The 21,833-nt window shown below is 34.9% G+C and carries 17 protein-coding genes and 1 riboswitch; of the genes, 2 read left to right on the top strand and 15 right to left on the bottom strand.

What is annotated here, in order from left to right; translation table 11 throughout:
- Positions 1-59: 59 nt before the first annotated feature.
- From argF to xylB, 8 genes are all read right to left on the bottom strand, one after another.
- Positions 60-1,061 (bottom strand): ornithine carbamoyltransferase, encoded by a 1,002-nt coding sequence (gene argF / locus KA845_RS08190; RefSeq protein WP_210127945.1) that lies wholly within the window; start codon positions 1,059-1,061, stop codon positions 60-62.
- Between the two features lie 391 nt (positions 1,062-1,452).
- Positions 1,453-2,712, bottom strand: coding sequence for an MFS transporter (locus KA845_RS08185; protein WP_210127943.1), 1,260 nt, complete (start codon positions 2,710-2,712; stop codon positions 1,453-1,455).
- Positions 2,713-3,289: 577 nt separating this feature from the next.
- On the bottom strand, positions 3,290-4,288 hold the full coding sequence (locus tag KA845_RS08180) for a ThiF family adenylyltransferase (RefSeq protein WP_031266776.1): 999 nt from the start codon (positions 4,286-4,288) through the stop codon (positions 3,290-3,292).
- Positions 4,288-5,055 carry a thiazole synthase gene (locus tag KA845_RS08175; RefSeq protein ID WP_002508861.1) on the bottom strand — a complete coding sequence of 256 codons (768 nt, stop codon included), beginning with the start codon at positions 5,053-5,055 and terminating at the stop codon, positions 4,288-4,290. The genes KA845_RS08180 and KA845_RS08175 overlap by 1 nt, the downstream gene beginning before the upstream one ends.
- 2 nt (positions 5,056-5,057) lie before the next feature.
- On the bottom strand, positions 5,058-5,258 hold the full coding sequence (gene thiS, locus KA845_RS08170) for a sulfur carrier protein ThiS (RefSeq protein ID WP_002508862.1): 201 nt from the start codon (positions 5,256-5,258) through the stop codon (positions 5,058-5,060).
- Complete coding sequence (gene thiO, locus KA845_RS08165) at positions 5,242-6,357, bottom strand: glycine oxidase ThiO (RefSeq protein WP_103388212.1); 1,116 nt, start codon at positions 6,355-6,357, stop codon at positions 5,242-5,244. The genes thiS and thiO overlap by 17 nt, the downstream gene beginning before the upstream one ends.
- Positions 6,350-6,934: a thiamine phosphate synthase gene (locus KA845_RS08160; RefSeq protein WP_002508864.1), complete on the bottom strand. Its 585-nt coding sequence runs from the start codon at positions 6,932-6,934 to the stop codon at positions 6,350-6,352. The genes thiO and KA845_RS08160 overlap by 8 nt, the downstream gene beginning before the upstream one ends.
- 72 nt (positions 6,935-7,006) lie before the next feature.
- Positions 7,007-7,116: riboswitch (TPP riboswitch) on the bottom strand.
- 103 nt (positions 7,117-7,219) lie between these two features.
- Positions 7,220-8,731, bottom strand: coding sequence for a xylulokinase (gene xylB / locus KA845_RS08155; protein ID WP_103388213.1), 1,512 nt, complete (start codon positions 8,729-8,731; stop codon positions 7,220-7,222).
- Between the two features lie 375 nt (positions 8,732-9,106).
- Here xylB and KA845_RS08150 point away from each other — a divergent pair, with 375 nt between their 5' ends.
- Complete coding sequence (locus KA845_RS08150) at positions 9,107-10,336, top strand: ArgE/DapE family deacylase (RefSeq protein WP_103388214.1); 1,230 nt, start codon at positions 9,107-9,109, stop codon at positions 10,334-10,336.
- A 236-nt stretch (positions 10,337-10,572) separates the two neighbouring features.
- Here the strand turns inward: KA845_RS08150 and argB are convergent, their stop codons facing one another.
- The 6 genes from argB to KA845_RS08120 form a co-directional block, all read right to left on the bottom strand.
- Positions 10,573-11,331 (bottom strand): acetylglutamate kinase, encoded by a 759-nt coding sequence (gene argB / locus KA845_RS08145; RefSeq protein ID WP_103388359.1) that lies wholly within the window; start codon positions 11,329-11,331, stop codon positions 10,573-10,575.
- Positions 11,332-11,341: 10 nt separating this feature from the next.
- Positions 11,342-12,580 (bottom strand): bifunctional glutamate N-acetyltransferase/amino-acid acetyltransferase ArgJ, encoded by a 1,239-nt coding sequence (gene argJ / locus KA845_RS08140; RefSeq protein WP_103388215.1) that lies wholly within the window; start codon positions 12,578-12,580, stop codon positions 11,342-11,344.
- Between the two features lie 14 nt (positions 12,581-12,594).
- A complete protein-coding gene (argC, locus tag KA845_RS08135; RefSeq protein ID WP_021459657.1) occupies positions 12,595-13,626 on the bottom strand; it encodes an N-acetyl-gamma-glutamyl-phosphate reductase in 1,032 nt (343 codons plus the stop codon).
- Between the two features lie 41 nt (positions 13,627-13,667).
- Complete coding sequence (gene rocD, locus KA845_RS08130) at positions 13,668-14,864, bottom strand: ornithine--oxo-acid transaminase (RefSeq protein WP_021459658.1); 1,197 nt, start codon at positions 14,862-14,864, stop codon at positions 13,668-13,670.
- A gap of 466 nt (positions 14,865-15,330) precedes the next feature.
- On the bottom strand, positions 15,331-16,974 hold the full coding sequence (locus KA845_RS08125) for an APC family permease (RefSeq protein WP_167867804.1): 1,644 nt from the start codon (positions 16,972-16,974) through the stop codon (positions 15,331-15,333).
- Between the two features lie 579 nt (positions 16,975-17,553).
- Complete coding sequence (locus KA845_RS08120; RefSeq protein ID WP_021459660.1) at positions 17,554-18,951, bottom strand: MFS transporter; 1,398 nt, start codon at positions 18,949-18,951, stop codon at positions 17,554-17,556.
- 254 nt (positions 18,952-19,205) lie between these two features.
- Between KA845_RS08120 and KA845_RS08115 the strand changes: the two genes are divergently transcribed.
- Positions 19,206-20,147 (top strand): nucleoside hydrolase, encoded by a 942-nt coding sequence (locus tag KA845_RS08115; protein WP_021459661.1) that lies wholly within the window; start codon positions 19,206-19,208, stop codon positions 20,145-20,147.
- Positions 20,148-20,612: 465 nt separating this feature from the next.
- Here the strand turns inward: KA845_RS08115 and KA845_RS08110 are convergent, their stop codons facing one another.
- The gene (locus KA845_RS08110) at positions 20,613-21,752 is read right to left on the bottom strand and encodes a CapA family protein (RefSeq protein WP_210127941.1); all 1,140 of its coding nucleotides are present in this window, start codon (positions 21,750-21,752) and stop codon (positions 20,613-20,615) included.
- Between the last annotated feature and the right edge of the window lie 81 nt (positions 21,753-21,833).

The following is a 21,833-nucleotide window of genomic DNA, read 5'->3' as shown; positions in this document are numbered from 1 at the left end:
TAACTACCAGTTTGCGCTATATTTTATTCACTTACTTGATTATTAGATTGCGTTACTACTTAAAAAATGTCACCTAAAGTCACAGACAAAATGGACTTTATAGAATGCAACCTGTTTTCGGCTTGGTCAAAAACAACTGAATGATCGCCTCTAAATACTTGGTCAGTAATTTCCATTTCGGAAATGCCAAATTGCTCATATATTTTTTGACCTACTTCTGTATTTAGATCGTGAAAGGCAGGTAAACAATGCAATACGATAACATCTGGATTCATTGTAGTTGTTAGCATTTTTTCGTTTACTTGATATGGCAATAATTGTTCTATACGTGACTGATATACAGATTGGTCATCGCCCATAGAAAACCACACATCTGTATAAATCGCATCCGTTTGAAAAACAGCTTGTTGCACATCCTCAGTAATTAATATTTTGCTACCTGACTTATTAGCATAGTACTGCGCTAATTCTTGTATTTTAATATCTGGTTGCAACGTTTTAGGTGCTGCAATGTGAACATTTATTCCTAAAATTGCACCTGTCACTAATAAATCTTGAGCTACATTATTCTGTGCATCGCCAATGTAAGTTAAAGTTTTGTCTTCGAATGTGCCCCACGTTTCTTTTAATGTGAAGAAATCCGCTATCATTTGCGTTGGATGCCATTCGTTTGTAAGACCGTTCCACACTGGTACTCCTGCATGGTTAGCCAATGTTTCAACATCTTGTTGATAATAACCTCTAAATTCAATGCCATCATACATTCTGCCTAATACTTTGGCAGTGTCTTCAGTGGATTCTTTAACACCTAAATGAATATCACCTTGACCAAAATATTCAGCGGTTGCTCCTAAGTCACATGCTGCAACACTAAATGCAGCACGTGTTCGCGTCGATGGTTTTTCAAATAACAATGCCAAATTTTTACCTTTTAAATAAGGATGTGGGATACCTCTATTTTTCTTTTCTTTCAATTCACCTGTAAAGTCAATCAAAGTTAATAATTCATCCGCAGTAAAATCTGACGTTTTTAAAAAACTTTGTCCTTTAAAACTTTGCAATTTGTTTAATTCTGTTGTGTACGCCCCAACTAGATCACTCTCCAATATCCTAAGATTATATTTAATACTAAACGGGATAGCGTGAAAAATCAAGTATAAATATACTAAAATTTGCATATATTTAATATAACAATTAATCCATTACTAGTTTAAAATATTGCAAATAACATCAAAATACTGTAATAAAAGCTTTTATAAATAACGACACCAACCATAATAGAGTTAATTTACACGTTTTTATATACATCTTTAATCAGACTTTTTCTAATTCATTACATTTCAATTATCTTGCTAAAAAATAGTACACATAAAAAAGTGACGTGATTCCTAAATAGTTATTGTGGAATCACGTCACTGTTATTGTTTTATTTACTATGTCTCAAACTTGTCATTAAGATATTTCTTCTTTTAGTTGTTTGCCTCCGGATCTTTCTTCTGGTGTTTTGAGGAAGCGAGTCATAATAGCACTTGCAGCATATAATCCAAATAATAAATACATCATACCTTGTACACCTATAGCATCGTAAAATAATGCTACTAAACCAGGTCCAACAAATACACATAGTCCTGCGCCTAAGTTTAAAATAGCCATCGCAGGTCCTTTATCACCATCTCCAACTAAAGATGGTACAAGTGCTGAAATAGGTACAAAGCCGGCTAAACACATTCCCCATAAAAATCCAACTAGTCCAACTATAAAGACATTACCTGTGAACATTTCTGGTATAAAATATAAACCTAATGTGAAAATGGCACAACCAATTCCTCCGATATAGGAAATGGTATTTTTCCAACCAATCTTATCACTTAATGCCCCAAAAATAAGATTAAAAATAATATTTGCGACAAATATAGTTCCCCAAATATTTAACCATGTCGTCGTTTCAATACCTTTAGTCGATAAATATATAGGTAAAAATAGTGGAAATGCATACTGTGCAGCTTGATTAATAATACGCACGATACATGCTACTGCAACTCGCGGTTCTCTTATTAGAATAGTAATTCCTGCAAGCATTTCTGATATATGTGCTTTTGCTCCGCCTTCTCTTTCTTCTAAATTAAATTCATCTTTATTCACGAAAACAGCTAAGAATGTACCAATTAAAACCCAAATAATCGCTGTCCATAGTGTTGCAAAGTGACCAAATAAGTTAATAGAAAATGATGAATAAAATGCGCCTAATACACTTAAGCCACCTGTAAATACAAACCAAAACCAACCTACAGCGGCTCCTAAACGTTTTTGTGGTGAACGATATGCAACCCACACTAAAAATGAATACGCAAATAATGGATAACCAAACCCTCTAATTGCATAAGATGGTATCATAAGTTCATAATTTAATGCAGGTATTGCAAACCCTACAAATATCGCATGACCAATAATATAAAGTCCTGTTCCTAACAGCATTACTTTCCGTGGACCAAAACTTTCTACTAACACTCCAGATAGCCAAGAACCAATAGCAATTGTAACACCATATGATGTCGTTAATATCGCGGTTTGATGAACTGATAATCCTTGATCTACTAAATATGGACTAATCCATGCAAGCTCTAATCCATCACCCATCATAAAAATTAATACACCGATATACCCCCATAATAGTGTCGGTGGCATTCCCACCTTCGCCAATTTGTTATTCATACTAACACATCCCTTTATTGTATATTATTCATTTACGTAGTGTTGGAACGCACTATGCAATTCCACACCAGTAACGTCATTCGTTACTCTCACTATAAATTAAACAACCTAAAAGAAAACGTTTTCATTTGTTAGTGTAATTCTATTGCATTTTTTCTTATAATGCAAATTTATTTTCATTTATTTTCGTTTATTTTCACTTTCTCTTTGTTTTACTATTCACTTAGCATAAAACTATACCATTTAGACATTATAAAGAGAGTGGGACAGAAATCTGATTTTGAAAAAATGATTTTGTCGTCCCACCCCGGCAAGGATGACTAGCGTTAAAAAAAAGCTCGGTTTGAAGCGCATTTTCAATGCAGTCAGCTACTGCCCATATGAAAAAGAGACTAAGACAATCAATATCCTCCCAGTATCATCACAACATAAAAACCATTGTTGTTAATTTATATAGTCGGTCTTTGTGCCCGACTCTGGAAGAAAGTACGCACAAAAATACTGCCAACAAAGTTAAAAACTTTGTCGGCAGTCTGAGAACACTATATTTATACAGATAGTACTTCCATCAAATTAATTACTTTATTGATTTTTCAAATTGACTGTACAATTGTTGTGCCTCATTATCATCAGACAACCCATAGACATTCATTCTACCATCTTGAAATAAAGTACATTGCACGTGGTCATAAGAGAAAATTTTGGCAAATGGATTTGCTTTAATAAACTGACCTGGTAAATACTGAGCATTTTTAAAAGCAGATGCTTCAAACCTAAACAAGTAAGTATTACCACACAACGCTTCAATACGCTGTTGCATTGGTTTATTCAATAGTTCATATTGTTGGTTTTTACAAACAGGACAATTGTGGTCTCTCAATGTTGTAACATTAATACCTTGATGATTAAGTTTAAATGTATCTACCGTCAGTAATTTACCAGAAAACCCAACACCAGCAGCATAGCGCACTAATTCACTCACTTCCAAACTCGCCACCTGTGTCACTACAGTTGGTAAAACACCATTAACGGCACAACTTTCTGCTGTGTCAGGGATAGTATTTAATAAACATTTTAAGCACGGGCCTTGAAAATCAATACCATAAACCGTCCCTTTACTTCCTACGGCGGCACCATAAATCCATGGTATTTGATGCTTATGACATGCCTCATTAATCAGATACCTAATACGAAAGTGGTCCATACCATCAATTACAACATGTGGATTAGTATCTTGTAATATCCCTTCTATATTCGTAGTAGTCAGTTCACAGTCATAGGACTCAACAGTAACTGAGCTATTGATACGCTGTAAGTGGCGTTCAAGTGCCACAACCTTTGGCAACACTTGTTCAGCATCTTGTTCATTATACAAAGTTTGACGGTGTAAATTAGACAACTCTACAATATCCATATCAATAATAGTTAACTTGCCAATCCCCATACGTGCCAACATTTCCGCAACATGACTACCTAAGGCACCCACACCAACTATCATCACATGCAGCGCCATTAATTGTCGTTGCCCTGTTTCACCAAATTGTGGAAAGCGCAGTTGTCTTTCATAACGTTGAATCATAAAAAGCCAATACCTTCTGTAGGACTAGAAGCTTGCGCTGTATAACGTATTGGAATACGTCCCGCTTCATAACTTAAACGACCAGCTGCTATCCCATAACGCATCGCTTCAGCCATTTTCACCGGATCTGTAGCACTTGAAATAGCTGTATTAAGCAAAATAGCATCTGCACCAAGTTCCATAGCATGGCATGCATCTTTTGCCGAACCAATACCAGCATCAACAATTACTGGCACTGTTACTTTTTCAATAATATAACGTAAATTTAAAGGATTATTAATACCTCTCCCCGTACCAATAGGTGAAGCAAGAGGCATAACTGCATGAACCCCTAACTCAACTAATCGTTTGGCTAACACTACATCATTAGAGATATAAGGACATACAATATAACCTTTATCCAATAAAATTTTACAAGCTTCATATGTTTCAAGTGGATCCGGTAATAATGTGTCATCATCCCCTATCACTTCTACTTTAATCATGTCACAAACACCTGCATGCTGGGCAATTTCAGCAATACGTACTGCTTCGGCTGCAGTATGTGCACCAGCAGTGTTAGGAAATGTAATATATTTTGATAAATTTACGTTAGCTAATGGATTAGGTAATTCCTTATCATATAAATTCATTCTTCTTACTGCAAACGTTAATACTTCAGTTTCAGAAGCTGTAATCGCTGCTGACTGTATTTGTTCATTATCAAATTTCCCAGTACCTAATAATAAGCGTGACTTCAATTTAAATGGACCTATTTCTAACATATTTAACCGCCTCCTACGAATTCTAATAGTTCTAATCGGTCTGATGATTTCACCATCTGATTGTGAAACTGTGCTTGTTGTATTAATTGTTGATTGTGTTCAACGACAACTCTATTCTCATCTATTTCTAATTCCTTGAGTATTGCAACAATGGATAATTCTTGTTCAAAATGAAATGTATCGCCATTAATAATAACTTCCACTCGTACAACCTCCTAATTTAAAATCATTTAAAATTTCAGGTTTCACACCACTTTTCAACCACAACGCAATGAGTTCACCTACTACCGGTGACAACAAAATACCATTGCGATAATGTCCAGTAATGACAAATAAGCCCTGTTGTATCTCATCCATGACCGGCTTTTCTTGATTGGTATACGGTCTGACACCAGACCAATGCTTTATAATAGTAGCATTCCCCAATGCTGGCACGTATGTTAGTGCTTGGTGTAACAAGCACTGCATTCCTCCGGCAGTAACATTTACGGAATAATCATTAAAATAACTAGTCGCACCAATTAAATAACGCTGTTTCATTTTAGGTACTATATAACAGCCATCAGTAAAAAATAATGTAGTAGCTAATTGTATATCCCGTGATTCGAATAACATCACTTCACCTTTGACACCAGTAGGTTCATGGGCTTTCAGCTGACCATTCAACAAATAATGACTCCATGCTCCACCAGCTACGATTACTTTTTGAGCTGCAAATTTACCTTTATTAGTACAAACACTATAACCTTCATGGCCTGCTTGGATGTCGGTGACTTCTGTAGAAAATATACGTTCTATATGACGTTTGTGTAATGAAGCTAATAATGCTTTTGTATAACGATTAGCATTGATTTGATGATCCTCTGGAATATGAAATGCTGTATTTGTTGGAAAAGAAATATCATAGTTTCTATATTGTTGTATGTCTTTATTTGTCAGTAATCGCACTTGCGGATTATGTTGCTGTAAAAATTCATATTGCTCTAGCACTTGATGACTATGTTGTGCTTCAGCCGCTATTTTCAACAATCCACTTTGTCTATATTCAATATCGATACCAACCTCTTCAGCTATACTATGTGCTAATGGTTCAAAATATTGCTGAGACTTTAACGCTAAACGATATAAAGCACTATCACTATTAAATTCATTTTGTGCACCGAGCATACCACCTGCTTTATAAGAGGCATGTTTTCCCGGTATATCACGATCTATAACTGCTATACGATAAGCTTCGCTATTCAAAGCACGTGCAATGGACATCCCCATTACACCTGAGCCAATAATTAGTACATCATACATGATTACGCCACACCTCACTCAAAGTTTTTAATGTTAACTGTGAAGCTTCGAGAAATAAGTTAATACCACTTATACCATAGAACTCAGTTGATAATTGTTGAGCCGTATTTTCATTAATACCTCCGAGCGCTACTACTGGTATCGGTAATGCTAAAACTGCTTGAATCTCTTTGTTCTTTCTAGGGATTTGACCTGGTTTAGAGCTTGTAGGAAATATATGGCCAAACAATATATAATCAACATGATGTTGCAAGGCAAATTGTGCACTATCGACATTGTGTGTCGACATACTTACCACTACATTAGGAAACTTTTTCTTAATCGTCTGTATTTCTCTTGCTCGTTCTGAGAAATGAATCGCGCTTAATCCACATTGTTCTAATACATAAATATCGCTATGTATAGCTATTTTAGAGCGGGAAATTCCATACGTTATAGCTAATTGTATCCATGCAATTAACTCAGTAGATGTCATAGGCGTACGCACTATCAAATAGTCTATATATGGCATCACTCGTTGATAATGTACGATATCAGCATGTGTTAAATGTTTATACTGTGTAATAGCAACTAACAAAAAAAGACACCTCAATAAAAAAACGTTATTTTTCTGGGTAGAAAAATAACGTCTATATCACAAAAGTTAGTCATGTTATCAACGCCACTTTCCTACGCCAGTATCAACTGGATCAGGTTCCAGGAATCCCAAAGTTCACTACTTTAGTCTCAGCCTTTTCAAAGGCACTTCCAGTGGTCTCTAATCTATATAATTTTAATCTTACTGTTTCAACAATGCATTGTTATTGTTAATTTAACCTAATCATTAATAAAATGCAAATCCATTTATCGTTGCTTATTGCTCCTAATGCGTTATTTCATTGTCTCGTGCTTCACTTATCATTAGTAATTGTTCCGTTAGTGGTTGGCTTTGTGTATAAACTTGACGATAAATATCAAAATATCGCTTATACTGCTGATGATTGACACTATCAGGATGAAATTCTTTGTCATAAGTTACAAAAACACGACTACATGCTTCCATACTATCAAACCAGTTAACACCTGTTGCTGCAATAATAGCTGCTCCCATACTCGGACCTTCTTCATGACTTAATTTGCGCATAGACGCATTAAAAATATCTGCTTGTAACTGCAACCAAAAATCACTTTTAGCTCCACCTCCAGTAGCAGTAATATGTGTTAAAGACTTGCCATTTTCTCGTAAATATAATATTGACTCATACAAGGAATAGCTAATCCCCTCAATCACTGCACGTGCCATGTCACTACGTGTATGCAAACTACTAAGTCCAATCCAACTCCCCCTAATATACGCATCACCATGAGGTGTACGTTCGCCTGAAAGATATGGTGTAAATAATAAACCGTTAGCACCTATAGATGATTGTTGAGCTAGTAACAAAATATCATCAAAGCTAAGCTCTGGTGCTAGTGTTTTTTGGAACCATGCCAAACTATCTCCTGCAGCTAAAGTTACCCCCATAATGTAGGATACATGCGGTAAAGCATGTTGAAATAAGTGCATATTTTGACCATAGCTTGCAGCATTCGCTTCACAAGTCAAAATTACACCAGAGGTTCCAATACTACATAACGTATCATGAGGCTTAACTACACCTGAACCTAATGCAGCACAGGCGTTATCACCACCCCCTGCAAATACTTGAATATTAGTATTCAAACCGAGAGACTTTGCTACATCCGGCTTTACATTACCTACATATGATTCTGCTGAAGTTAGATCCGGAAAGATCTGAGCATCTATGCCAAACAAGGCTCCAGTATCATATGACCATTGTTGCGTTTTCGGGTCTAATAATAAAGTGCTTGAAGCATCAGACACTTCCATAGACAATACTCCAGTTAATTTAAAACGAACATAGTCTTTAGGTAATAAAAACTTATAAGTTCGTTCCCAATTGCTAGGTTCATATTGTTTTACCCACATCATTTTAGTTAAAGTAAAGCCTTCTAGCACAGGATTACCTAGCACATATTGTCCTAAGCGTTTTTTGATAATTTCACACTGCTCAGTCGTTCGTGTATCATTCCATAAAATGGCTGGTCTAATTGCTTCACCATATTGATCGACAAGGACTAAACCATGCATTTGTCCTGAAAACGACATTCCTTCTACTTGTACTACTCTCATACTTTCCATCTCACTAATGGTCTGCAATGTATCTTTAGTGGCTTGCACCCATTCATCTGGGTGTTGTTCACTAAATCCTGCTTGTGGGTGTAGCGTTGTAATTGGCTTATTGGCACTGGCTAACACTTGTCCTTGTTGGTTAACCACAATTGTTTTAACTGCACTCGTACCGATATCTACACCGAGTACTACTTTTTCCATGTAACCTCTAACCTTTCTTTTGTAAATTGACATTGTCGTCACCTAAATTAATACAGTAATCTCCACTATTTGGCAACTGCTTAAATTTCACTACTTGTTACTTCTTTTTTACTATTATAGTTGCGCTAAAAATGAATTTAAGACCTCCCGGAGTCTAATTCAATTTAGACTATCAGTGCTAACAAGGACTTCACCCTTACAACTAAAATTTTCAAATCATCATTTATCGAGGTTCATAATAAACTGTTGTAAAAACTTTTAATCCGTTTTCATTTTGTATAATTATATTAATAAATCTTTCATTAAGTCTTTTTGCTTATCAAACAATTGTTATAGCTGTATAATTTATATAGTTTGTCAAAGGAGTGATATATCATGAGTACATTTTCAACTGATGAAAAAGTACAAATATTATCTGATATTGTAGCTATGAATACAGTTAATGATAATGAAATTGAAGTATGTGAATACTTCCAAAAATTATTTCAACAACACGGCATTACATCAACGATTGAAAAAGTGGATGAACGTCGTGCCAATTTAATTGCTGAAATCGGTGAAACAGGACCTGTTATTGGTATTTCAGGTCATATGGATGTAGTTTCCGAAGGTGATCGTAGTCAATGGAGCTATGAACCATTCCAATTGACGGAAAATGATGGTTTCCTTTATGGTCGTGGTGCTGCAGATATGAAATCAGGTTTAGCTGCACTTGCCATTGCCCTAATAGAAATCAACAATAGCAATACTTTAAACTACGGGAAAATTAGATTTCTAGCGACTTCGGGTGAAGAAATGGAACAACTCGGTTCTCAAAGTTTATATGAACAAGGTTATATGGATGATGTAGAAGCTTTAATCATCGCTGAACCATGTCAAAACATGTTAGTTTATGCACATAAAGGCTCTATGGATTATCGTATTACATCACATGGTGTGTCTGCACATAGTTCCTTACCTATCTTAGGTAAAAATGCTATTAAACCATTAATTGAATTTATTCAAGATATCGATACTACATCAACACAAATAGCTAAAGAAGTTAAAGGCACAGCATTTGATTTTTCTAATATGATTTCTAAATTTAGTCAACAGTTACCACAAGCCATACAAGCAGCTCAAGTAGAAGAAGTATTAAGTGGACTTGTTGTAAGTAATACATTGATTAAAGGTGGCGTACAAGTAAACTCTATCCCAGAATCTGCTGAAGCTGAGTTTAACATTCGAACTATACCAGAATATGACAATAATCAAGTTAAACAATTATTCAACAATACTTTAGCAAAACATAATGAATCAGGCGCTAACTTGGTCAGTGATTTATACCTCGATTTAGACCCAGTATTAACTACTGGTAAAAATAGTTTGATTGATACAGCTAAAAATATCGGAGATCGTATATTTGCTACAGATTTACAAGCTGAACCAACTGTAGCTGTTACAGATGCTTCTAATTTATTAAGAAGTAAAGATGAATCATTCCCATTGTTAGTTTTCGGTCCTGGTGAAAATCCACATCAATTAGATGAATGTGTAAGTAAAGAAAAATATTTAACATTTATTGATTTTTATATCGAATTATTAACAACTTATAATCAACAATAAATAATATCCAAACAAACTCTCACTAAATCGTAGTGATTGTTTCAGACTGTCGACAAAGTTTTCAGGTTTGTTGGCAGTTTTTTTGTGCGCGCTTTCCACGGGCACTGCCTTATCCTGTAGTCTTCGGCGAGTGCTTTCCCACTGGAGTCGCCCATAATAACTCTAAAACTTCATAATATAAAAAAGGTTGGGACAATATTGATTTGTCCCAACCTCTTTTATCTATTAATAATACATCAATGTATAGTGGTTCCAACGGTATCACCTTTGTGCACTTTTTCCACAATGTGTGTTTCCGAACCTGCTGCAATAACTACTTTTTGACAGCCGTGTTGAATTGCTAATACAGCATCTTGAACCTTTGGAATCATCCCACCATAGATTTCTTTTTGTTCAATATATTTTTGAATATCTTTAGCATTGAGTGACGCCTGTACTTTTTCGTCAATAAGCACCCCTGGAATGTCGCTTAAAATATAAATTGGCGCTTCTAAAACTTCGGCTATTTTATATGCTAAAGTATCTGCATTAATGTTGTACTGTTGTTTTGTACCTTGTTTCAATCCTATTGAAGCAATAACTGGAATAAATTCTGATGCTAGCACATTCAATGCAACAGTATTAATATTGATCGGTTCACCAACAAAGCCATATTGTTGATGTAAAGGTTCAATATCAAACAATTGGGCATCTATACCATTAAGTCCAAGTGCACCTTGTCCTTGTACATTAAATTTACTTACTAATTCAGGATTCACTTTCCCAATTAGTGTCTGACTCGTTATGCTTAATACTTGTTCAGAAGTTACGCGTAACCCATCTTTAAATTCAGGTGCTACATCATTATGAGCTAAAGCTGTATTAATAAAAGGTCCTCCACCGTGTACTATTATTGGCTGATAACCTTGTTGTTTTAACCTATAAATATCTTGGATAATTGAATCATCTAAATTCGTTAATGTACTACCGCCTATTTTAATTACAATATAACTCATTTCATCATCCTCACGTTCTATATGACGCATTTATGCGCACATAATCATAAGTCAAATCACAACCGTAAGCAACAGCGTTACCATGACCATCTCCTACTTTAGCTTCAATGACAATATCATCTTGCTCAAGCTTTGCTTTCATCGTAACTTCATCAAAGGCTACTGACATTCCTTGATGAACAACGTCTGTATCACACAATGAAACATAAGTGTCATCTGGTTCAAATTGATCAGAAGCATAACCCATAGCTGCAACAATACGTCCAAAGTTGGCATCTTCACCATGTATTGCTGTTTTTACTAAATTAGATGACACGATACTTTTAGCTATTTTACGTGCATCGATATCGTCAACGGCTCCAGTTACTTTGGCTGTAACTAACTTCGTTGCACCTTCACCATCTTTAGCAATTTCTTTTGCAAGATATTGGCAAACATAATGCATTGCTTCTTGGAATTCTTGCCAATCTGGGTGTTCAGTAGTTAATGGAGCGTGATTCGCTTGGCCATTAGCCATACAAAGCACCATATCATTTGTACTTGTATCGCCATCAACGGTAATCATATTAAAAGAATCATCAATCGTCATTTTTAAACTTTGGCTTAATGTTTCACCATCAATATTAGCATCAGTAGTTACAAAACCTAACATAGTGGCCATGTTAGGATGAATCATACCTGAGCCTTTGGCTGTTCCGCCAATAGTAACGGTTGTGCCATCAATTTCTACTTGAACAGCTAAATTTTTAGTACATTTATCTGTAGTTAAAATAGCTTCATTAAAATACTCACTATTATTATATTGTTCTTTTAATACATTCTGTGTTCCATGATAAATTTTATCCATAGGTAAAAATTCACCTATCACGCCTGTGGAAGCAACTCCAACATTGGTCGGTAAAATTTTCAATTGTTCTGCCACCCATTGTTGCGTATCTTTAGCATCTTTCAGCCCTTGTTCACCTGTACAGGCATTGGCATTAGCAGAATTAACTACGATGGCTTGTAATGTTTGATTTTGAGCTATGCTTTCTTGTGTCACGATCAAAGGCGCAGCTTTAAAACGATTTAACGTATACACACCAGCAGCTTGCGCTTCTGTAGTAGAAAAAATCCACCCAAAATCATTATTTTGTTTTCTTAATCCTGCATGCATACCACCAGCAATAAATCCTAGAGGTGAGCTGACATCACCTTCAAAATCTACATTTAATTTACTTTTTACTTGTACATTACTATAGTCTTCCATCCCATCTCTCCCATCTATGGATATACTGGCAATTGATTCAATCCTGTAGCTGAATCAAGGCCAAAAAGTTTGTTTAAATTTTGAATTGCTTGACCACTAGCACCTTTTACTAAATTATCAATGACTGACACAATAATAGCTTGGTTATTCTCTTCATTTACGTACACACCAATATCACAAAAATTACTACCTGCTACCTCTTTCGTTTTCGGAAATTCTCCTATGTCTCTAATTCGTACAAAGGGCGCATCTGCGTAATAACGCTGAAATTGTGCATGCAAGGATTCAGTGGTTGTATGTTCTTTTAATTGAACATAAATCGTTGATAAAATACCGCGTGTCATCGGTACCAAATGTGGGGTAAACGTTACCGCTATTTTTTCATCGGCAAGCTGTGTTAAATATTGTTCAATTTCTGGCTTATGTTTATGTTTACCTATAGCATAAGCACTGAAATTTTCATTCATCTCTGAATAGTGCACATGTTGGGCAAGTGACCTTCCAGCACCGGAAACACCTGTTTTAGCATCTATAATAATAGAATTATTATGAATTATTTGGCTATCTACTAATGGGTGTAATGCTAATAAAGTAGCTGTAGGGAAACAACCAGGATTGGCAATCAATTGTGTATTAGAAGCGTCAATAGTCGACCATTCTGCAATACTGTATTGAGCTGAATCCAAAGCTGATTGCGGTGCTGCTGTTTCTCCATAAAATTGTTCATACACCGCTCTATCTTTTAATCTAAAATCACCTGATAAATCAATGACTTTAATGTTTTGTGCTAAAAATTTCGGTGCTAAATGTTTACTTATATTTGATGGCGTAGCAAAAAACACAACATCACATGTAATATTATTATTTTCTAAAGACTCAAAACGATAGGGTAAATGGTTTAAGTGAGGAAAAGTTCCAGATACGAGTTCTCCTGCTTTAGAATGTGAAAAAATATATTTAATTTTTACACTAGGATGATGTGCGAGCAATCTAATAAGTTCTACCGCACCGTATCCACTTCCGCCTACTATACCAACTTCAATCATTTAGTTCAGTCCTTTCAGAATATTCCGTCTTTTAAGTTAATTTATTTTTGTAATACTTCAGTAATTACATCGATAACTTTAGTGATTTCTGTCTCATCAATAACTAATGGGGGCGAAATTCGAATAATATTACCTTGTGTTTCTTTGCATAACACACCTTTTTTAATCATCTCTAAACAATAAGGTTGTGCATTTTCTGTCAATTCGATCCCGATAAACAATCCTCTACCTCTCACATCGACGATTACATCACTATCAATCAACTGTAAATTGTTCAGTAACTGTTGACCTAATGTCGCTGAATTTTCGATAAGTTTTTCTTCTATTAATACATCTAAAGCTGCAGTAGACACTGCACATGCCAGTGGATTACCACCAAAAGTCGAACCGTGTGTACCTGGTGTAAGTACATTCATGACTGACTCGTCTGCTAATACTGCCGAGATGGGGTATAATCCTCCACCCAATGACTTACCGAGCAAGTATATATCAGCTGTTACACCTTCCCACTCCGTTGCAAACATTTTACCTGTACGACCTAGACCAACTTGAATTTCATCTGCAATAAATAAAATATTATGTTCATCACAAAGTTCACGTACTTGAGCAATAAAGTTATCAGATGGAATATTCACACCACCTTCTCCTTGAATAGGCTCTAAAATAATTGCAGATGTATGTTCATTAATTTCTGATTTTAGCTGTGCTACATCACCGAAATCAATGTAATGCATGTTATCTAATAAAGGTCCAAAACCTTGCTTATAACTTTCTTGCGATGATAAAGACAATGCCCCTAATGTTCTGCCATGGAAATTACCGTTCATTGCAATAATCTCACTGCGTCCTTCTGGCACACCTTTAACATCTTCGCCCCACTTACGTGCAATTTTTATCGCAGTTTCTACTGCTTCAGCACCTGTATTCATGGGTAATACTTTATCTTTATTAGCTAATGTACAAATTTTTTCTTCCCAAACACCTAAATTGTCGCTATATAAAGCACGAGAGACCATCGTTATCTGTTCGCTTTGTTCTTGAAATGCTTTTATGATTTTGGGATGGCAGTGCCCATGGTTAACAACTGAAAATCCTGAAATACAATCAATGTACTCATTGTTTTCAATATCCCAAACTTTCGCACCTTTACCTTTGGATAGAACTAGATTCATTGGACTATAATTGATCGAACTATACTTATCTGTATGTGTAATTACATCGTTCTTTAAATCGTTCATCAAAACCCTCTCTCTTTATATTTATTCTTAAAAATGAATTAATATTCGTTATCATACACCTCGACTGTTAATAAGTCAAATTAAATTACAGCTTCTTTTCTGTTATTAATCCTGCTACTCACTATTATCAAATGTTTACCATTTGTCATTATTGCAGCTTCTTTTTAACTTTTGTGATAGATTTAATATTTCAAAAAAACATGGCAACTGCAATTTTTTAAAAGATTCCTATACTATCCAACCATACAATGGGTTGTGCCACACATACTTTTCTAAATATTGTTAATATTCTGAAAAAATTAATTATAACATACTCTTAAACTATTACAACTGTTATCATCGTAAAATTACACACAAATACGCATACAAAATTTATGCAAGTTTTAAGTTAATAAATAAAACCGGCAAATACTCAAATATTATTTGTCGGCTTTATACATGAGTTATTTTATCCTCCTATAAAGCTTTATTCTGCTGTTGTTGAGTCTAATTTTTGTTCTACTTTTAATTGTGAAGTCATATCTTTATTAATTTTTTTGGCACGTTTAAAATAAATGCTTTCAAAATAACTCGTTGTACCTAATTTATAAAAGATTAAAGCTACGATGATAATAACTACAAAATCATAAGGATAATGTATCCAGTTTAATCCTTTAAACTCTTTACTACCAATAAACGATAAGAAAGCTAAAATAATTAAATACACAATAATCCATAAACTACCACCGATTTGTTTTTTCGTGTTTTTCCAATTCATTTTATATTCATAGAAGAAATAAATTGGCAAGCCTAATATAATAATGAAAATCACTTCAGCTGTGGTTGGCCACATTGCCCAATAAATTGCTAAAGAAGCTAAAACGAACGAAAATGGTGCCATAAATTTCAACATACTTGCTCTAAATGGTCTATGCATTTGCGGCGCCATTTTACGTAATGAAATAACCGTCGTAGGTCCAGTTAAATACGCAACTAGTGTAGCCGTTGAAATAACACTCGCTAACACTGCCCAATCACGGAATAAAGAAACCATTATCATACTTATGATAGCATTGAAAATAATTGCTACTCGTGGAATTTTGTACCTTTCATTCATCTGTCCTAAGAATTTCGGTATATGTCCATTTTTTTCCATTGCGCGTAACACACGACCAGTAACTGCTACAAACGATACACCAGTACCGAATGGTGAGACTACTGCTTCAATATAGAGTAGAATAGCTAACCAATTTAATCCTAGTAAAATAGCCATATCCGCGAATGGTGAGTTGAAATTAATACCTGCCCAGCCATTACTGTGCAACATATCGCTTGGCATTGATGTAATAAAAGTACTTTGCAACACTATGTAAAGCACTGCACTCAATATTAATGAAATAGCTATTCCTCTAGCAATATTCTTTTCTGGTTTCTCTATCTCAGAACCCATATTAATGATAGTTTGAAATGCATTAAATGAGAAAATAATTCCAGAAGCTGTTGTAGCTGCAAATATTGGCGCACTGCCATAAGGCATAAATGTACCAACTGAGTGCCCATAATTGCCAGTATCGAAGCCAGAAATCATTAACATGATAATTGTTAATAATGGAACACCTAATTTAAACACCGAAATCAGACTAGTGAATGAGGTTAATAATTTAACAGACCAATAATTTAATAATGAAAATATGATGATAATAACGAAGACAGCCAATAAGCCAATATTACTTATTGAGCCTCCTTCCATTAAATTGCCCATAAACTTAGCCCAATCCCAAGGCCATGAACTCATATACTGTACTGCAGAGACTGCTTCAATCGGGATAATTGTTACAAGGGATACCCAATTGGCCCAAGCTGCAATAAAACCAAGCAAAGAACCATGTGTATATTGTGCATAGTTACTCATACCACCGGATTGAGGGAACATCGTGCCAATTTCAATATAGTTATACGCTATTGAGCCAATAACCGCAAAACCGATAATCCATGAAATAATTGCTGCTGGTCCAGCAATAGAAGATGCTTCCCACGCACCAAATAACCAACCAGAACCAATAAGTGATCCTAAGCCTAGTAGTACGAGTTGCGCTAAATTAATCTTATTACTCTTATTCTGTTTTTCCATACAAACCCCTATAACATTTTTTGTCTTTTATACTCATCTTTATTCTTGTTATACACAATATACATTTTATTGTATAGTCGATTATTATACACTTATTTAAAAACCAGTCAAACAGCTAACAATATATAACATTAATTGTATAAAAATACGTTATATAGCTAATTGATGCATAATCGTTTTTTTGAATTAACTTCGTTTATGCTATACGTACAGTCAATAAATCGGCACTTGCTTATGTAACTTATTTATTCATAAATTTTATAATTTCTATGCTTTCCACTGAACAATACTTTGTCTCATACAGCCCTTTATAACAACATTTAACCGTTTACATAATCATATAAATTATAAATTTGGTACATTTTTCTCTATAATAATATATTTTACACTTTGCGAGTGATATATGCATTTTTTCTCACGAAATTAGCCTTTATTTTGTACGATTTAATGTAACACAAATACGCTGCCGTAAAATTCTACACGCTACGAATAAGCATAAAAAAGAAGAGCAGAGCAATCTTATTTTCAAAAGATTACTCTGCTACCCCATATTTATCTACTTTTTAATATGCTAAGCCATTACTGAGGCTTATCTTCTTCTGTCCACCATAGTGCATCTTTAGGATTCTTAATAACTTCTTCATACTCTGACTGACTTTCTACATTCGGATATGCACCACGTAATGATTTATTTGACGTTGACTTGAACATAAAGCCAAAGATTAATAAACCAATAACATTAATAGCTACTAAGTAATAAGATGGTGCAATTTGTTGGCCAGTTGTTTCCACTAAAGTTGATAAAATGAATGGCGTTAGGCCACCAAAAATAGCAGCACCAATATTATATACCAATGATAATGTTCGCAATCTTACTTTAGTATGGAACATACTTGGTAACACTGAAGGCATAACACCTTCAAACGTTGACATAAACAGTGCAATAATAAAGAGACCTATAATTACAACTGGAATGGATGGTATAGTCATTAGCCAAAATGCCAAAATTGAAAATAAGCTAAATCCTGCAAGTCCAAACATCGTTGTACGTTTATTGCCCACTTTATCACTATACCAACCAAAGAAAAAGACTGCCGGTATCATAAGTGCCATGGTTATCGTACTTAATATAGATCCCATCGTACCACCTAGATTAATTGTGGTATTTAAAAATGATGGCATGTATGACAACACCATGTAGTTAGCAACATTTAAAAATGCTACACCAGTAAAGCACACAATAACGTCTTTCCAATAATATTTGAAGATATCTAAATAAGAATATTCTAATTCTTCTTGTTCTTCTAACGTAGATTCATATGCCGGACTCTCATCCAAACTACTACGCAGAATAATACCGACAATACCTAGTGGAGCTGCAATAATAAACGGTATTCTCCAACCCCAATCAGCCATTTGTTGGTCTGATAATAAAGCATACATTGTACCAGCCAATATTGCTGCCAAAATATTACCTGCCAATGTACCGATTTCTAAGCCACTTCCTAATTTACCGCGAGTACTATCAGGTGAAGACTCAGCAATAAAAGTCATGGCGCCTGCATACTCTCCTCCTGTTGAAAAGGATTGTATCATTCTAACTACAAGTAACAAAATAGGTGCCCAAATGCCTATTTGATCTTGTGTTGGTAACAGACCTAACATCAACGTAGATGCGGCCATTAATAAAATTGTAGTAGATAATACAATTTTTCTACCATATTTATCTCCAAGGTGGCTGAAGAAAATACCACCTATTGGTCTTACTATAAAAGCAAATGCAAATACTGCAAAAGTTGAAATGATTTGCATTTCTTGAGGTAAATTACCAAAAAAGTTTGCACTAAGTATGACTGCCAACTGGGCATACAAACCAAAGTCAAACCACTCTATTGCATTACCAATCCCCGTGGCAACGACTGTTTTTTTGGCTTTACTTGAATCAACGTGATTCACGTTTTCCTTTTTGAATTTCACACAAAAACACCCCTTATTTGTATCTACCTTTACAAATAACCTATTCAGATAAATATAAACACCAAATTAGAAATTTTAATTTTACACACTTTTGCTAAATTAAAATATCTTTCGTTATTTATGCACTTAAAGTTAATACTAAGTTGCTAAAACACTAATCATAAATAAGTTCATTAAAGGGTTAAGCAACTTAATTCACTTTTTTTTAGCGTGGTATAATAAAGTAGTTATATTTAACTTGGAGGTGCAAACATATGAAACAACTTTATTTTAATCATGACGGTGGCGTGGATGATTTAATTTCATTATTCTTATTATTACAAATGGAAAACATTAATCTTATTGGTGTAAGTGCAATTGGCGCAGATAGTTATGTAGAACCTGCAACGAGTGCATCCCAAAAAATTATCAATCGCTTTTCAACTACACAGATAGATGTTGCCGCTTCTAAAGAACGTGGCAAAAACCCATTCCCTAAAGATTGGCGTATGCATGCCTTTTTTATGGATGCTTTACCTATTTTAAATGAACCTACCGCTTCACAGTCTACAATACTTGATACCGACGCCTATCAAGATATTATTGACAAAGTAAGTCAATCTTCTGAGCCTGTAACCTTATTATTTACTGGACCATTAACTGATTTAGCTAAAGCTTTAGCAGTAAATCCAACTATAGAACACAATATTGCACGTTTAGTATGGATGGGAGGCACATTCTTATCAAAAGGTAATGTTGAAGAGCCGGAACATGATGGCAGTGCCGAATGGAATGCTTTTTGGGACCCTGAGGCTGTAGCTGCAGTATTTAATACTACTATTTCAATTGATATGGTTGCGCTTGAAAGTACCAATCAAGTACCGTTAACACCTGCTATTCGACAACAATGGGCCGACGAACGTCATCATATCGGGGTTGATTTCTTAGGAGTTAGTTACGCAGCAGTTCCACCACTAACACATTTCCAAACAAACTCTACTTACTTTTTATGGGATGTATTAACAACTGCTTATATTGGTAAACCTGAATTAGTACATCAATACACTGTGAAAGCCGCTGTTATCACTGATGGTCCTAGCCAAGGTAAAATTTACCAAGATGAAACTAACGGTCGAGAAGTAGACGTTGTTACTCATGTTGATCATGATGACTTTTTCTTATATATTACTGATTTAGCTAAAAAAGTTACACACTAACTTACAACACACATAGGAAGCGCTACAAAGACCTAGTGTTATTAAAAATTTTGTCGTCTCAATCTCTTGCTTTAAACATAAACGAACCTTAGGCTACTTTCACCTAAGGTTCGTTTAATATTGAAAGTTTTTTGGCCAATTACAGAAGAAAGCCCACTAGCCAAAGACACTAGCCTAAGGCAACGCCTACGGAAGTCTGTACAAAAAATCTGCCAATAAAACCGAAAACTTTGTCTGTATCCTCTTGTTTTATTGTCAGTAAACAGACCTTAAACATTAGTACTCCAAAATATTTTTCTATATATTAGCAGTAATTTGAGCCGACTCCTGCGGGAATAGCACTAGCTGAAGACTACAGGTTGAAGCAGTGCCCGCGGAAAGCGTGCACAAAAACTGCTAACAAAATCGGTTTTCACTACATCCACTGAAATGATTCCTAGACACCTCTCGCTCACCTTTATACTGTCAATAACTTGTTGGAGTTAAAAACTGTTCATCTATAATCGAACGTGTATGTTGTTGTAAATGCGCTACAGACATATCACTATCTTCTTTAAACTGTACAGAATGTTTATCTGCTAACTTAGTTGGATATCGATGTAACGGATATACAGCAAAATTATATCTGCTATCGCTATTGCCAGGGTCTACAATTTCATTATGAATGACTAATGATTTCCACCGTACATCCTCAATCGACACCCCTTTAGGACTTTTGTTAATATCAAAATTCACACTTCCACCAAGGATATTTTTCTCGTCACCTGTTTCTTGGCCATTAAGAAAATTTCCCAGTGAATAGGCTACAAAAGTACGCTGACCATGCTTTCCTTCAACCCATTCCATTGGTTGTATAACGTGAGGATGCATACCTAAAACAACATCAACACCTTCATCTGCAAACAATTGTGCATAATACCGTTGCTTGTTACTAGGCTTACTTTTGCCTTCTTTGCCCCAATGCGCGGATACAATAATTACATCACTTAATTTACGCGCTTTAGCAATATCACGTTTAATCACCGCTTCATCGAAATAATTAATATGATAAGGCGCTTTACGCTTTAGACCATTCGTACCATATGTATAACTCAGCATAGCAACTTTAATACCTTTAACTTTTTTAATTGGAATATTATTACGATCTTCGGACGACTTAAATGTACCAGTGTACATTGTACGATGACGCTTCCATAAATCAATTTGATGTTCCAATCCAGCTACTCCTTGATCTAAAGCATGATTATTAGCCCCATTAATAAGATTAAAACCACTTGCTACTACATTTTGTGCTAACTGGCTTGGTGTATTAAAACGTTTAAAACCTGAAAATGCTTTATCATCTCCACCCATAGGAGATTCTTGATTAATATACGCTATATCTGCTGATTGAATATACTGTTCTACTGGTTTATACATTTCACTAAAATCAAACGTACCATCTTGTTGACGCGCATCATTATAAACTACAGGATGGATTAAGTTGTCACCTACTGCCACTACAGAGGTATGTTTGTCCAAGTATTTCAGTTCATTTAACGTTGTATAACCAACACACAAAAATAAAATAATCACTAAACTGAACGTTAGTCTATATTTCTTCATTTTATTATCCCCTTATATATGTGTGATTATAATAATGAATTAAAAAAAGTAATCATAAAAACATAAGTTTGTTTAATATGA

It is taken from the genome of Staphylococcus sp. GDX8P114P-2 (genome assembly GCF_017892945.1).
Taxonomy (GTDB): Bacteria; Bacillota; Bacilli; order Staphylococcales; family Staphylococcaceae; genus Staphylococcus; species Staphylococcus arlettae.
This window is presented reverse-complemented; position numbering and strand designations above follow the sequence as displayed.